The 15,059-nt window shown below is 69.0% G+C and carries 14 protein-coding genes; 11 read left to right on the top strand and 3 right to left on the bottom strand.

What is annotated here, in order from left to right:
* Positions 1 to 16: 16 nt before the first annotated feature.
* From AC1DNF_RS30170 to AC1DNF_RS30125, 10 genes are all read left to right on the top strand, one after another.
* Positions 17 to 1,513 (top strand): aldehyde dehydrogenase family protein, encoded by a 1,497-nt coding sequence (locus tag AC1DNF_RS30170; RefSeq protein ID WP_478152339.1) that lies wholly within the window; start codon positions 17 to 19, stop codon positions 1,511 to 1,513.
* A 29-nt stretch (positions 1,514 to 1,542) separates the two neighbouring features.
* The gene (locus tag AC1DNF_RS30165) at positions 1,543 to 2,793 is read left to right on the top strand and encodes an ABC transporter substrate-binding protein (protein WP_478152338.1); all 1,251 of its coding nucleotides are present in this window, start codon (positions 1,543 to 1,545) and stop codon (positions 2,791 to 2,793) included.
* 63 nt (positions 2,794 to 2,856) lie between these two features.
* A complete protein-coding gene (locus AC1DNF_RS30160; RefSeq protein WP_478152337.1) occupies positions 2,857 to 3,723 on the top strand; it encodes a carbohydrate ABC transporter permease in 867 nt (288 codons plus the stop codon).
* A 43-nt stretch (positions 3,724 to 3,766) separates the two neighbouring features.
* On the top strand, positions 3,767 to 4,624 hold the full coding sequence (locus AC1DNF_RS30155) for a carbohydrate ABC transporter permease (protein WP_478152362.1): 858 nt from the start codon (positions 3,767 to 3,769) through the stop codon (positions 4,622 to 4,624).
* A gap of 136 nt (positions 4,625 to 4,760) precedes the next feature.
* Positions 4,761 to 5,882: an ABC transporter ATP-binding protein gene (locus tag AC1DNF_RS30150; RefSeq protein ID WP_478152336.1), complete on the top strand. Its 1,122-nt coding sequence runs from the start codon at positions 4,761 to 4,763 to the stop codon at positions 5,880 to 5,882.
* Positions 5,883 to 5,887: 5 nt separating this feature from the next.
* Complete coding sequence (locus AC1DNF_RS30145; protein WP_478152335.1) at positions 5,888 to 7,405, top strand: GMC oxidoreductase; 1,518 nt, start codon at positions 5,888 to 5,890, stop codon at positions 7,403 to 7,405.
* A complete protein-coding gene (locus tag AC1DNF_RS30140) occupies positions 7,402 to 8,169 on the top strand; it encodes a 3-ketoacyl-ACP reductase (protein WP_478152334.1) in 768 nt (255 codons plus the stop codon). Before AC1DNF_RS30145 ends, AC1DNF_RS30140 begins: the two co-directional genes overlap by 4 nt.
* Complete coding sequence (locus AC1DNF_RS30135) at positions 8,166 to 9,785, top strand: GMC family oxidoreductase (protein ID WP_478152333.1); 1,620 nt, start codon at positions 8,166 to 8,168, stop codon at positions 9,783 to 9,785. The genes AC1DNF_RS30140 and AC1DNF_RS30135 overlap by 4 nt, the downstream gene beginning before the upstream one ends.
* 31 nt (positions 9,786 to 9,816) lie before the next feature.
* Positions 9,817 to 10,986 carry a dihydrodipicolinate synthase family protein gene (locus AC1DNF_RS30130; protein ID WP_478152332.1) on the top strand — a complete coding sequence of 390 codons (1,170 nt, stop codon included), beginning with the start codon at positions 9,817 to 9,819 and terminating at the stop codon, positions 10,984 to 10,986.
* Positions 10,987 to 11,024: 38 nt separating this feature from the next.
* Positions 11,025 to 11,531, top strand: coding sequence for a heme-degrading domain-containing protein (locus AC1DNF_RS30125; protein ID WP_478152331.1), 507 nt, complete (start codon positions 11,025 to 11,027; stop codon positions 11,529 to 11,531).
* Positions 11,532 to 11,553: 22 nt separating this feature from the next.
* Here the strand turns inward: AC1DNF_RS30125 and AC1DNF_RS30120 are convergent, their stop codons facing one another.
* Positions 11,554 to 11,862, bottom strand: coding sequence for an acylphosphatase (locus AC1DNF_RS30120; RefSeq protein WP_478152330.1), 309 nt, complete (start codon positions 11,860 to 11,862; stop codon positions 11,554 to 11,556).
* Between the two features lie 194 nt (positions 11,863 to 12,056).
* On the opposite strand from AC1DNF_RS30120, the gene AC1DNF_RS30115 reads away from it, so the two are divergent.
* The gene (locus AC1DNF_RS30115) at positions 12,057 to 12,407 is read left to right on the top strand and encodes a hypothetical protein (protein WP_478152329.1); all 351 of its coding nucleotides are present in this window, start codon (positions 12,057 to 12,059) and stop codon (positions 12,405 to 12,407) included.
* Between the two features lie 1,583 nt (positions 12,408 to 13,990).
* On the opposite strand, the gene AC1DNF_RS30110 is transcribed toward AC1DNF_RS30115, so the two are convergent.
* Positions 13,991 to 14,644 carry a BON domain-containing protein gene (locus AC1DNF_RS30110; protein WP_478152328.1) on the bottom strand — a complete coding sequence of 218 codons (654 nt, stop codon included), beginning with the start codon at positions 14,642 to 14,644 and terminating at the stop codon, positions 13,991 to 13,993.
* 37 nt (positions 14,645 to 14,681) lie between these two features.
* Positions 14,682 to 15,059, bottom strand: a 378-nt coding sequence (locus AC1DNF_RS30105) for an Hsp20/alpha crystallin family protein (RefSeq protein WP_478152327.1), incomplete at its 5' end; no start/stop codon positions are given.

Genomic DNA, 15,059 nt, shown 5'->3' with positions numbered 1-15,059 from the left:
ACTCACACGCAACACCATGAGCCACACCGCACCCTCTCTTTTCGACGCACCGTTCCAAGGCAAGCTGCTGATCGACGGCAAGTGGGCCGATGCCGCCGACGGCGGCACCCTGGAGCGCAAGTCGCCGGCGCATGACCGGCTGGTCGCGGTCTATGCCAAGGCCGGCGTCGCCGATGCCGAACGGGCCATCGCCGCGGCGCGTCGGGCCTTCGACCGCGGCCCCTGGCCACACATGAAAGGCGCCGAGCGCGCCCGCATCCTGCGCGCCGTGGCCGAAGGCATCCTGGCGCGCAAGCAGGAGCTGGCGCTGATGGAGACGCTGGAGAACGGCAAGCCGCTCGCCCAGTCGCTGGCCGAGATCGAAGGCGCCGCCGACCTGTGGCACTACGCGGCGACGCTGGCGCGCAACCTGCACGGCGACAGCTACAACACGCTGGGCGAGAAGACGCTCGGCGTGGTGCTGCGCGAGCCGATCGGCGTCGTCAGCGTGATCACGCCCTGGAACTTCCCTTTCCTGATCGTGAGCCAGAAGCTGCCCTTCGCCCTGGCGGCCGGTTGCACCGCCGTCGTGAAGCCGGCCGAGGTGACCTCCGGCACGACCGTGATGCTCGGGGAGATCCTGCTGGCGGCCGGCATCCCGGACGGCGTCGTCAACATCCTGGTCGGCCCCGGCAGCGTGGTCGGCGACGTGCTGGTGACGCATCCGGACGTCGACATGCTGTCCTTCACCGGCTCCACCGGCATCGGCAAGCAGGCGGTGGCGAAGTCCGCGCAGACCCTGAAGAAGGTGTCGATGGAGCTCGGCGGCAAGAACCCGCAGATCGTCTTCCCCGACTGCGACTGGGAGGCCGCGCTCGACGCCGTGGTGTTCGGCATTTGCTTCAACGCGGGCCAGTGCTGCAACAGCGGCAGCCGCATCCTCGTGCACGAGGCGATCGCCGAGAAGTTCGCCGCCGCGGTGGTCGAGCGCTCGAAGCTCGTCAGGGTCGGCGACCCGCTCGCGGCCGGCGTGCAGGTGGGCGCGATCACCACCGACAAGCAGCTCGAGACCATCCTGTCGCATGTCGCCGGCGCCCGGCGCGCCGGCGCCACCATCGCCCTGGGCGGCGCGCGCATCGACACGACGGGCATGTACGTCGAACCCACCGTGGTCACGGGCGTGACGCGCGACATGGCGATCGCCAGCGAGGAGGTCTTCGGGCCGGTGCTGGCGGTGCTCACTTTCAAGGACCTGGACGAGGCGGTCGAACTGGCCAACAGCACGCTCTACGGCCTGTCCGCTGCGGTGTGGAGCCAGGACTTCAGCACCTGCCTGGCCGCCGCGCGCCGCATCCGGGCGGGCACGGTCTGGGTCAACACCTTCCTCGAAGGCCATGCCGAGCTGCCCTTCGGCGGCTATCGCGAAAGCGGCATCGGCCGCGAACTCGGCCGCTTCGCGACCGAGGACTACACAGAGACCAAGACGCTGCACCTGCACCTCGGCGGGCGGACCGACTGGTACCTGCCCCGTTGAGCCATCCCCACCACCCGAAGGAGACATCCATGAAGAAGCATCTGATCAGCCTCGCCATCGCCGCCGCCAGCGCCACCGCGCTGCCGGCATTCGCCCAGCAACAGAGCGTGGAAGTCCTCCACTGGTGGACCTCGGGCGGCGAAGCCTCCGCGCTCAACGTCCTAAAGGAGACGCTGGAGAAGCAGGGCGTCAAATGGAACGACATGCCCGTCGCCGGCGGCGGCGGCGAAGCCGCCATGACGGCCGTGCGCGCGCGCGTGACCTCCGGCAATCCACCGACGGCCGTGCAGATGCTGGGCTACGACACGCAGGACTGGGCCAGGCAGGGCGTGCTGGCCGACCTGAACGACCTGGCCACCAAGGGCGGCTGGGACAAGATCGTTCCGCCGGCGGTGCAGAAGTTCTCCAAGTACAACGGCAAGTGGATCGCCGTGCCGGTGAACCTGCACAGCACCAACTGGATCTGGGCCAACAAGGAGGTGCTGGCGAAGGCGGGCGTCACCACCGAGCCCAAGGATTTCGACGAGTTCATCGCCGATGCCGAAAAGGTGCAGAAGGCGGGCTTCATCGCCATCGCCCACGGCGGCCAGCCCTGGCAGGAAGCCACCATCTTCGACAGCGTCGTGCTCTCGACCGGCGGCGTCGACTACTACCGCAAGGCCTTCATCGATCTCGACGCGAAGGCGCTGAACTCGCCCACGACTCTGAAGGTGTTCCAGCGCATGTCGCAGATCCGCAAGCTGGTGGACAAGGACTTCTCGGGCCGGGACTGGAACGTCGCCTCGGGCATGGTCATCAGCGGCAAGGCCGGCTTCCAGATCATGGGCGACTGGGCCAAGGGCGAGTTCGTCAACGCGAAGAAGGTGCCGGGCAAGGACTTCGTCTGCTACCGCTTCCCGGGCACGCAGGGCGCGGTGTCCTTCAACTCGGACCAGTTCGCGATGTTCAAGCTGAGCGACCCGCAGAAGACGGCCGCGCAGATGAAGCTGGCCGCCGACATCATGGAGCCGGGCTTCCAGTCCTCGTTCAACGTGATCAAGGGCGCCGCGCCGGCACGCTCGGACGTCTCCGATGCCGCCTTCGACGACTGCGGCAAGAAGGCGATCAAGGATGCCGCGGAAGCCAGCAGGAACAACACCATGGTCGGCTCGATCGCGCACGGGCACGCCGTTCCCGCCTCGCTGAAGAACGCCTTCTACGACGTCATCACGCGGCACTTCAACGGTCAGATCGACGACAAGAAGGCGGTCGCGGAACTCGTGTCGGCCGCCAAGAACTGAGCGATCCGGAATTCAACCCGACCATCGGGCGGCCCATCGGCCGCCCGGCCAGAGGAGCCTCCCATGAAAGCCGGTTACCTGCCCAAGCTGCTGTTCAGCCCCAGCGCGCTCCTCGTGCTGGTGTGCGTCTACGGCTACATCATGTTCACGGTCTACCTGTCCTTCACCACCTCGACGATGCTGCCGTCGCTGGAATGGGCGGGCAGCGCCAGCTACACCCGTCTGCTCGGGCTGGAGAACTGGCAGGTCTCGCTGGGCAACCTCGCGATCTTCGCCAGCCTCTACATCGTCATCGCGATGGCGCTGGGCCTGGTGCTGGCGATCCTGATCGACCAGAAGATCCGCGCCGAGAGCGCCTTCCGCTCGATCTTCCTCTACCCGATGGCGCTGTCCTTCATCGTCACCGGCACGGCCTGGAAGTGGCTGCTCGACCCGGGCGTGGGGCTGGAGCGCTCGATGCACCTGCTCGGGTGGGAAAGCTTCTCCTTCACCTGGATCAAGGACAGCGACATGGCGATCTACTGCGTCGTCATCGCCGCCGTCTGGCAGACCAGCGGCTTCGTGATGGCGATGTTCCTGGCCGGACTGCGCGGCGTGGACTCCGAGCAGGTCAACGCGGCGAAGGTCGACGGCGCGCGCACCTGGCAGATCTACCTGCGCATCATCCTGCCGCAGCTCGGGCCCATCTTCGTCTCGGCCTTCGTGATCCTGGCCCACATGGCGATCAAGTCCTACGACCTGATCATCGCGCTGACCAACGGCGGCCCCGGGCGCTCGACCTGGCTGCCCTCGGTGTTCATGTACCAGTACAGCTTCACGCGCAACGAGATGGCCGTCGGCGCCGCCAGCTCGGTGCTGATGCTGCTCGGGATCGGCGTCGTGGTTCTTCCTTATCTCTTCAGCGAAATGCGGAAGGTGAAAAATGGCTAACGCGCAAACCCATGCCGCCGTCCACGTGCACGGCGCCAGCGGCATCCAGCCCCGGCTGGACCTCGGCCGCATCGTCCTCTACGCCGTGCTGCTGGCATGCGCCGTGGTCTTCCTGATGCCGGTGTACGTGATGGTAGTGAACTCGTTCAAGCCGCTGGACGAGATCCGCGGCGGCAACCTGATGTCGCTGCCCGTCGACTGGACGGTCGCGCCCTGGCTCAGCGCCTGGAGCACCGCGCAGATCGGCGTGCAGCCCACGGGCCTGCGGCCCTTCTTCATCAACTCCTTCCTGCTGGTGATCCCGGCCGTGGTGCTCTCCACGCTCATCGGGGCGCTCAACGGCTACATCCTGACCCAGTTCAGGTTCCGCGGCGCCAACCTGATGTTCGCGGCGATGCTGTTCTCCGTCTTCATCCCGTTCCAGATCGTGCTGATCCCGATGGCCAAGACCCTGGGCTTCCTCGGGCTCGCGGGCACGGTGAAGGGGCTGATCTTCGTCAACACCGTCTACGGCATCGGCTTCACGACGCTCTTCTTCCGCAACTACTATGCGGCGTTTCCGAGCGAGCTGATCCGCTCGGCGCGGATGGACGGCGCGGACTTCTTCGGCGTGATGCTGCGCATCCTGCTGCCCAACAGCGCGCCGATCATCGTGGTGACCGTGATCTGGCAGTTCACCAACATCTGGAACGAGTTCCTGTTCGGCGCCTCGTTCAGCGACTTCAGCTCCTACCCGCTGACGGTCGCGCTGAACAACCTGGTCAACAGCAGCACGGGCGTGAAGGAATACAACGTCCATTTCGCCGGCGCCTTCATCGCCGCGCTGCCCACGCTCGTGGTGTACCTGATTTCGGGCAAGTACTTCGTGCGCGGCCTGATGGCCGGGTCCGTCAAAGGATGAACTCGACCACACCCCCAGGCCTGCCGACTTCGTGTGGCCGCCTACCCCCTTGCAGGCGGCAGCACCGGCGGACCGGCGCAGCCGGATCCGCGGTGCTGCCCGTCATCGCGCTTGACACTTTTACCTGGAGATAGACATGGCATCCCTCAATCTGGTCAACGTGCAGAAGAGCTTCGGGCCGGTCAAGATCCTGCACGACATCTCCATCGACCTGCACGACGGCGAATTCCTCGTGCTGGTGGGGCCCTCGGGCTGCGGCAAGAGCACGCTGATGAACATCATCGCGGGGCTGGAAGAACCCTCGGGCGGCTCGCTCAGGCTCGAAGGCCGCGACATCACCCACGTCGCGCCGGCGGACCGCAACATCTCGATGGTGTTCCAGTCGTATGCGCTCTACCCGAACATGACGGTCGCGCAGAACATCGAATTCCCGCTGCAGATGCGCAAGGTCGAGAAGTCGACGCGCGCCGAACGGGTGCGCTCGGTCTCCAAGCTGCTGCAGATCGAGCACCTGCTGCAGCGCAAGCCGCGCCAGCTCTCGGGCGGCCAGCGCCAGCGCGTGGCGATCGGCCGCGCCCTGGCGCGCGAGCCGCAGCTCTACCTGCTGGACGAACCGCTCTCCAATCTCGACGCGCAGCTGCGCGTGGACATGCGCACCGAGATCAAGAAGCTGCACCAGCGCCTGAAGGCCACCATCGTCTACGTCACGCACGACCAGATCGAGGCGATGACGCTGGCCACGCGCATCGCGGTGATGAAGGGCGGCGTGCTGCAGCAGCTGGGCACGCCCTCCGAGGTCTACAACCGGCCGGCGAACACCTTCGTGGCGAGCTTCATGGGTTCGCCGCGCATGAACCTGATCAAGGCACGGCTGCGCGGCGAGAACGGCGCGGCGAGTCTGGACATCCAGGCCGGCGACAGCCCGGGCGTCAGCATCCCGCTGCCGCCATCGGTGATCTCGCCCGCGCTGGAGAGCTGCGCCGGCCAGGAAGTCATCGCCGGGATCCGCGCCGAAGCGGTGAGCCTCGCGCGCGAGGGCATGGTCTGCGGGCCGATGCAGTGCTTCGTCGATGCCCGCATCGAGGTCATCGAGCCGACCGGCGCCGATACGCTGGTGGTGCTCAACATGGGCGGCAGCGAGTTCACCGTGCGCCTGGAGCCGGACGCGCCGCTCAAGCCCGAGCAGCGCGCGCGCTTCCTGGTCGACCTGTCGAAGCTCGTGTGCTTCGACGCGAAGACCGAGATGCTCATCGCATGACGGCCATGGAGAACGAAGCCCGCGACGTGGTGATCATCGGCTCCGGGGTCGGCGGCGGCGCCGTCGCCCGGCAACTGGCCGGCACCGGCGCGCGCGTGCTGATCCTGGAACGCGGCCCGGTGCTGCCGCGCGAGCCCGAGAACTGGGACCCCGAGGCCGTGTTCGCCGAGCTGCGCTATCGCAGCACCGAGACATGGACCGAGGGCCAGCGGCGCTTCAGGCCCGGCCAGTACTACTTCGTGGGCGGCCATACCAAGTTCTACGGCACGGCGATGTTTCGCCTGCGCGAACGCGACTTCGAGGCCGTGGAGCTGGAGGACGGCGTGTCGCCCGCATGGCCGATCCGCTATGCCGACCTCGAACCCTGGTACGCACAGGCCGAGCAGTTGTTCGGCGTGCGCGGCCAGGCCGGTCTCGACCCCACCGAGCCGCCGCGCGGCGCGCCCTACGCGCACGGTCCCATTCCGCATGAGCCCGTCATGGCCGAGATCGCCCGCCGCCTGGAGGCGCAGGGCCTGCATCCGTTCCCGATGCCCGCCGCGGTGGATTTCGGGCCGGGCGGGCGCTGCCGGCGTTGCGGCACCTGCGATGCCTTCCCCTGCCGCATCGATGCCAAGGGCGACGCCGAGATGTGCCTGGTGCGCCCCGCCCTGCTGCAGCCGAATGTCGAGCTGCGCACCGAGACGCTCGTCGAGCGCCTGATCACCGACGACAGCGGCCGGCGCATCGTTGCCGCCGAAGTCGTCGAGCGCGGCGTCAGGCGGCGCATCCACGGCGGCCTCTTCGTGCTGAGCGCGGGCGCCATCAATTCGGCGGCGCTGCTGCAGCGCTCCGCAACGCCGCGCCATCCGCGCGGGCTGGCCAACGCCAGCGACGTCGTCGGCCGCTTCTTCATGAACCATAACTGCACGGGGCTCATGGCGCTGCACCCCACGCGACGCAACCGCACGAAGTTTCCGAAGACGCTCTCCATCAACGACTGCTACTTCGGCGATGCCGAGGGCAAGGGGCCGCCGCTGGGCAACCTGCAGATGCTGGGCAAGCTGAGCGAGCCGATCCTGCGCGGCGCGATGCCGGCCTGGACGCCCGCGGCGCTGCGCCGCTGGCTGGCCGAGCACAGCGTGGACTGGTACGTGATGTCCGAGGACCTGCCGCATCGCGACAGCACGGTGCGCGTCAACGGCGACGGCGGCATCGACCTGCGCTGGCACCGCACCAACATGGGCGCCCATCGCAAGTGGGTGCAGACCGCCAGCCGCATCATCCGCCGCACCGGCTATCCGGTCGTGCTGGCCAGGCCCTTCACGATGGACACGCCCTCGCACCAGTGCGGCACGGTGCGTTTCGGCAATGACCCGTCGAATTCGGCGCTCGACCCCTTCTGCAAGGCCTGGGACCACGACAACCTCTATGTGGTGGATGCGGGCTTCTTCCCCTCGTCGGCCGCCGTCAACCCGGCCCTGACCATCGCGGCGCAGGCGCTGCGGGTCGGCCATCACCTGCGCACGGAGGTGCTGCAATGAACACGACCCGACCCCTGGCGGTGGTGACCGGCGCCCGGCGCGGCATCGGCGCCGGCATCGCGATCGAACTCGCCTCGCGCGGCTTCGACATCGCGCTGACGGACATCGAGGCGGCAGGCGCCGAACCCACGCTGGCCGCGATCGCCGCGCACGGGGCGAGCGGCAGGCTGTTCGAGTCCGACCTCGCATGCGTCGAGGAACATGCCGCGCTCGTCGCCGGCATCGCCGAATGGCACGGCCCCATCTCCTGCCTGGTCAACAACGCGGGCATCCCGGCACCGAGCCGGGGCGACCTGCTCGCCGTGACGCCGGCGTCCTTCGACCGGGTGCTCGACGTGAACCTGCGCGGCACCTTCTTCTTCACGCAGGCGGTGGCGCGCCACATGGCCGATGCGCCGTCGGCGCCGCCGCGCAGCATCGTCACCGTGTCCTCGGTCAGCGTCGAGATGGCCTCGATCGAGCGGGGCGAGTATTGCCTGTCCAAGTCCGCCCTCGGCATGCTGACCCGGCTGTTCGCGCTGCGGCTGGCGCCCCTGGGCATCGGCGTGTTCGAGGTCCGGCCGGGCGTGATCCGCACGCCGATGACCGAAGGCGTGGCCGCCGCCTACGAGCAGCGCATCGCCGATGGCCTGGTGCCGATGGGCCGCTGGGGCCATCCCGAGGACGTGGCCCGCGCCGTGGCCGCGCTGGCCGGCGGACAGCTCGCATTCTCAACCGGCAGCGTCCTGCACGTGGACGGCGCCCTTTCGATCCCCAGGCTATGACAACCGAAAGCTACGACTACATCATCACCGGGGGCGGCTCGGCCGGCTGCGTGCTGGCGAACCGCCTGAGCGCCGACGCCTCGGCGAAGGTGCTGCTGCTGGAGGCCGGCGGCTCCGACCGGCACCCCTTCTTCCACATGCCCGCGGGCTTCGCGAAGATGACCCGGGGCATCGGCTCCTGGGGCTGGCAGACGATGCCGCAGAGGCATCTCAAGGATCGCGTGCTGCGCTACACGCAGGCGAAGGTGATCGGCGGCGGCTCGTCCATCAACGCGCAGCTCTACACGCGCGGCGCGGCGGCCGACTACGACGAGTGGGCGAGCGAGCAGGGCGCCACGGGTTGGTCCTACCGCGAGGTCCTGCCCTACTTCAGGCGCTCCGAGAACAACCAGCGCTTCGCCGACGAATTCCACGCCTACGGCGGGCCGCTCGGCGTCTCCAACCCGATCAGCCCCTTGCCGATCTGCGAGGCCTTCTTCCAGGCGGGGCAGGAGCTCGGCATTCCGTTCAACCCCGATTTCAATGGCGCGAGGCAGGACGGCCTGGGCTACTACCAGCTGACGCAGCTGAACGCGCGCCGCTCGTCGACATCGATCGGATTCCTCGACAGGACGGTGCGCGCGCGCCCGAACCTGCGCGTGATGATGCATGCGCGGGCGCTGCGGGTGGTGGCGCAGAAGGGGCGCGCCGTCGGCGTCGAGATCGTCAGCGCCGGCGACGCGACGCCGCGCGTGATCCGGGCGGAGCGCGAAGTGATCCTGTCTTCCGGCGCCATCGGGTCGCCGAAGCTGCTGATGCAATCGGGCATCGGGCCGGCGGACCATCTGCGCTCGGTCGGCCTGCCCGTCGTGCACGACCTGCCGGGCGTGGGCGCCAACCTGCAGGATCACCTGGACCTGTTCGTGATCGCCGAGTGCACCGGCGACCACACCTACGACAAGTACAACAAGCCCCAGCATGCCGCGCTCGCGGCGCTGCAATACCTGCTGCTCAGGACGGGGCCGGTCGCATCGAGCCTGTTCGAGACCGGGGGCTTCTGGTATGCCGATGCGAATGCGCATGCGCGCTCGCCCGACATCCAGTTCCATCTCGGCCTCGGCTCCGGCATCGAGGCGGGCATGGCGAAGCTGGAGAACGCCGGCGTCACGCTGAACACGGCCTACCTGCGACCGAGATCGCGCGGCACGGTGCGGCTCGCGAGCAAGGACCCCGCGGCGGCGCCGCTGCTGGACCCGAACTACTGGTCGGAGCCGCACGACCGCGAGATGTCGATCAAGGGCCTGCGGCTGGCGCGCGAGATCATGCGCCAGCCGGCGCTGCGGCGCTACGTGCAGACCGAGGTGCTGCCGGGCACGCGCCGCGAAAGCGACCAGGAGCTCTTCGACTACGCCTGCGCCAACGCGAAGACCGACCATCACCCGGTCGGCACCTGCCGGATGGGGGCGGCGAGCGATCCGGGCAGCGTCGTGACGCCGGACCTGCGCCTGATCGGCATGCAGGGCCTGCGCGTGGTCGACGCCTCCGTCATGCCGCGCGTGCCTTCCTGCAACACGAACGCGCCGACCATCATGGTCGCCGAGAAGGCGGCCGACCACATCCTCGGGCGCATCGCCTAGCCGCGCGCGCCCGCCTCATCAGGAGAAGCCCATGCAGATCACCCTTCCCCAGGCCGACGGCACGCTGAAGAAGCACGTGCTCAAGGCGCAGCCGATCGCGCCGAGCGGCAAGGCGGCGCCCTTCAATCGCAGCGTGTACGCCGCCGCGCACGTGGTGGTGGACTCCGTGGCCACCCTCGACCCCTGGGACGCCTCGCCCGCCATCGACTGGGAACGCACGCTGGCCTTCCGCGAGCACCTGTGGTCGCTCGGCTTCAAGGTCGCCGAAGCGATGGACACGGCGCAGCGCGGCATGGGGGTGGACTGGCCCGTCGCGCGCGAGCTGATCCGGCGCAGCCTGCGCCGTGCCCGGACCATCCCCGGCGCGGACCTCGCCTGCGGCGTCGGCACCGACCAGCTGGCGGCGGGCCCCGACGTGACATTGGCGCAGGTCGAGGCCGCCTACCGTGAGCAGCTGGAGGTGGTCGAGGCCGAAGGCGGCCGCGTGATCCTGATGGCGAGCCGCGCCCTGGTGCGTTGCGCGCGAAGCGCCGACGACTACCTCGCGCTCTATGGCCGGCTGCTGGCCGACGCCTCGAAGCCGGTGGTGCTGCACTGGCTCGGCGAGATGTTCGATCCCGCGCTGCGCGGCTACTGGGGCTCGACCGACCTGCCGGTCGCGCTCGATACCGTCGCCAGGCTGGTGCGCGACAACGCCTCGCGCGTGGAAGGCATCAAGGTCTCGCTGCTCGACGCCCGGTGGGAGCTCGACCTGCGGCGGCGCCTGCCCGACGGCGTGAAGATGTATACCGGCGACGACTTCAACTACGCCGAGCTGATGGCGGGCGACGCGCACGGCCACTCGCACGGGCTGCTGGGCATCTTCGATCCGATCGCATCGGTGGCGGCCGTCGCGCTCGGCGAACTGGCCGCCGGCCGCGCGCAGCGCTTTCGCGAACTACTGGACCCGACCGTGGCGCTGTCGCGCGAGATCTTTCGCTCGCCGACGCGCCACTACAAGGCGGGCGTCGTGTTCCTGGCCTGGCTCAACGGCCACCAGGCGCACTTCTCGATGGCCGGCGGCCTGCAGTCGGCACGCGGCGCGGCGCACTTCGCCAGGGTCTTCGAGCTGGCCGATGCCTGCGGCGTGCTCGCCGATCCGGAGCTCGCCACGCTGCGCATGAAGCGCTACCTCGGCGTCGCGTGCGGCTTGCCGGACTGACCCTGACCCCCATCAATGACCCGCACCAGGAGCACCGAATGGGCATCGAACAGGACATCGAACGCATGGCCGAGCAGGAGAAGCGCCTGTACTTGCCGCACTTCCACCATGCCGTGGCCTGGGACCTCGGCACACGGCTCAAGTCCCGCAGCGAGGCGAGCGGCCTGGCGCTGACCATCGAGGTGCGACTCGCGCGAGAGACGGTGTTCTTCTTCGCCATGCCGGGCACCACGCCGGGCAATGCCGACTGGGTCCGGCGCAAGCGCAACACGGTCGAACTGCTTCAGAGCAGCTCTTACGCGGTGGGGCGATCCCTTGAACTGGAAGGGCTCACGCTGGAACAGAGGATGGGCGCGTCGGCACGCGACTACGCCGTCCACGGCGGCGGATTTCCGATCCGGGTGAGCGGCATGGGCTGCGTGGGCGCCGTCACCGTCTCCGGCGCACCTCAACGCGATGACCACGAAACCGTCGTCGCGGTGCTCGCCGAGATGTGCGGCGTGCCGCTGCGGGAAGTCGCGCTCGCGGCCAGCGCCTCCCCTTGACGAATCCGGATGCGGCCCGCCGCTACAGGGTGGGCAGGCGGTCGAAGCGGTCGAAGCGCGGCAATGGCTGATCCAGCAGTTCGATCTCGATCGCAATGACGAGCGCCGCGGGCACGCCGTCGCGCAGCCAGCCGCAGAGGGCCTCCAGCTGCTGAGGCGAACCCTGGAGCATGAGTTCGACGGAGGCATCCGTGCGATTGCGGACCCAGCCGGCAATGCCCAGCGTGCGCGCGCGCCGCACACAAGCCTCCCGATAGCCGACGCCCTGCACGCGGCCGCGTATCCGCACCAGCCGGCCCTGCGTCAACCCGTCTTCGTCGCGTGAGTCCATCCGAGTCATCCTCCGCGTGTCGATCATGAACTTTGTCGAATCCTGTCACACGCAACAGGCACCTTGGGTAACGCCCGGTTACCAGGTGAGGCAGGCGCTTCGGCGACTTCCAACAATCAAGCGGATTTCACCGCTAGACAAGGCATTACAGATGTGACACTTTCGCTTTCAACCTGCTTCCTCAGGAGAAAAAAATGTCAAAGACTGCCATACGGAGAAGGAAGTCTGCGGCAAGGAGGAACCATCGCCGGGTCGATGCCCTGCATCGCAGGAAGAGACCGGCGCACGGCTCGATCGATCGCGGCGAAGAGGTCACGCGCAGTGGCTGGATGGCCGCGATGCGCGTCAGGAAGATCGTGCAGGCGCGCATCGTCGTCGCCTTTCGCCGGCAGATCGCCGGTTGCGGCCCCGGGCCCACGGACGAAGAGCTGCGGATGTTCGCCAGGCTCGCTGTCGCCGAGCAACGATTGAGCGCGGCGTCGCACGCGCCGACGTGCAGTCGTCCCGCCGCGGCGCGCGGGCGTCGGCGCGGAAGGAAGCAATGACGAAATTCTGCGAGTCATGCCATACCGCCAACAGGGACAGCGCCAAGTACTGTCGGGGTTGCGCGGGCAAGTTCTCGGGCATCCGCTCCGGGGCGGCGAGCTTCGTCTCCACCTTCGGCGACCCGGGCATGGTCCGCACGGCCCCGCACTCCTGGTTCGGAGCCAGGGAGGATGCGAGCGTGCCGCCGAGCGCCGTGACGTCGAGGCGATTCGGTCGGATGCCCTTGCCGCCGGGCGCCGACGTGTCGGTCGTCTGGCTGTTGATCGCGCTCGCTGTGCTTCACGGCGCTTTTGCCCTTTGGTACCTGGACCGCCCGAGTTCAGCCTCGTCGCTCCCGCAAGCAGCCGCCTTGCCTGTGGAACAAACGGTGATCGCCTCCGTGGCGCCTTTTGAGGCGCCGACGCCGCCGCCGGCAGCAAGCCCGCCGCCGCTCGCGGCACCGACGCAGCCACCGGCGACAAGCGCTGCGCCGCCGCCCGAGGCGTCCGCGGATCCGTCGCCGGCACCCCCGCCAGCCTTGCCCGCCGCGCCGGCCGCCGACCCGGCGGCGCAAGCCGCTCTTGAGCCGGCGACGGCGCCCACAGAAGGAGCAGGCGCGAAGCCGTCCGATCCCCTGCCGACGCTGACGGAGCCCGGCGCGCCCGCCGCGTCCGCGCCGCCGACGGATCAGGATGTTCCCGCACCTCGCCCCGTCCGGACAACCCCGGCCATATCGCGTCCTTCGCACGCGACGATCCATGTCGCATCGCCGCCGATGCCAAGAGGGGAACCGTTGCGCGCCGCGCGCGAAGCGCCCTCGAGAGTCGCATCCAAGGCCAGTGCGGACGCGTCCGCCACTCCGCTGTCGCGCTTGGCGAAGGCACCCGCTTTCGTGATTGCCGATGAGCCTCCCGGCGTCGGCGCCATGGAGCCCGCGATGCGCTCGGGCACGCGACCGCAGGCCGCCCTGCCTGCGACGAGACGCCCCACCAGCTGCGACCGATACAACCCCTTTGGAGACGCGCTGTGCCTGGACAGCGCGCAGCCCGGCCTGCCGATGCGAGCGGGCGGCTCGTCGACCGGGCCCATTGCCGCCCCTGGCGCTGTTGGCGCAGTGGTCGCCTCCAAGGCGCTTGCTGCCGGAGGTCCCGGCCCTGAGGGCGGAGGTGGCGCTGGTGCAGGTGGCGCTGGCGGCGGTGGCGGACCCGGCGGTGGCGGCGGTGGCGGCGGGGGCGGTGGCGGCGGGGCCGGCGGTGGCGGAGCTGGGGGAGGCGGAGCGGGTGGCGGCGGTGCTGGCGCTGGCGCTGGTGGTGCTGGCGCCGGCGGTGCTGGTGCTGGTGCTGGTGCAGGTGGTGCTGGCGCTGCTGGCTCTGGAGCCGGCGCTGGTGGCGCAGGAGGTCCTGGCGCCGGCAGTGGCGGCGCGGGTGGCGGGGGCGCTGGGGCTGGAGGCTCCGGTGGTGGAGGAGCGGGTGCGGGTGGCGCCGGCAGTGGCGGCGCCGGCGCGCCTGGCAAGTAGTCCCCGCCAGGCGGCGCCGCAGCGCCCGCGTACAGCTTCACGACAAGGGGCTGGAAGCCGCCCCTCGCGATCCGCCCGGACTCGGACTCAGGAACCAACCACCAGTTCGTTCACGACCTTGGTGACGCCCGGCGCCGACCATGCCGCGCCTTGCGCGGCCGCGCGCTCGGCCCAGGAGCGCACCTTGCCGCGCAAGGTCACCTCGGCGCCGTTGACGGTGACGGCAATGTGCCGCGCGTCATCGTCGGCCTGGCGAAGCAGCGCGTCATGGATGCTCTTCTCGACCTCGGCCGGCTTGGCCACGGGCTGCACCTTGATGAGGTCGGACAGCCCTCTCACGCCGAGCAGGTTGCGCACCGCCCGCTCTGCGGCACGGCGCTGGAATTCCCACTCGACCTCGCCGGTCAGCGTGATCCAGCCCTTCTCCACGGTCGGGCGGATCTTGCCGTCGGGCACCATCACGTTCCACTCCAGCGCGCGCTCGGCGGCCATGGCAATGTCGGCGTCCGTGCGCTCATAGGCCGAGGGAATCTTGACGGTCATTTCGACGGCCAGGGCCTTGACGCCCTTGACCCGCTGCGCCGCACGCTCGACGGCGAACTTCTCGGCGTAGGTGGCGAGGTGACCGGTCAGGGTCGCCACGCCGGACTTGACGATCACGCCCACGTCGGTGGAGGTGACCGCGGGGTCCCAGCTCAGCTCCGCGAGGATGTCGCTCCTCAGTTGTGCATCGGTCTTCATGACGATACCTTCGGGATCGAGGACGAGCGCTCGGCGTTCATTGGATCCGCAGCGTACGGCTCGCCCCGCCTTCGCGCTTGGGCAGCGTCAGCCGCAGGACGCCTTCTTCGAGCTTGGCGACGGCGGTCTTGTCGTCGACCTCGCTCGCCAGCGTGAAGCCGCGCGAGACGGAGCCATGGTAGGTCTCCTTCACGAGCGTGCGCCCGTGCTTTTCTTCCATGTCCTTCTTGATCTCGGCGGAGATCGAGACGTAGTTGCCGTCGATCGTGACGCGGATGTCCTCCTTCTTCGCGCCGGGGATCTCGGCGCTGACGAGGTACTCCTTGTCGTTCTCGCTGACGTCCACGCGGATGTCCGCGGGCAGCTTGACATCGTCGGCCAGCGACAGCGGACGAGACCAGCGGCGCAGCATTTC

The organism is Variovorax sp. 01T432, assembly GCF_056398605.1.
Note: the sequence above shows the minus strand (reverse complement) of the source record. Positions and strands in the feature narration are given on the sequence as shown.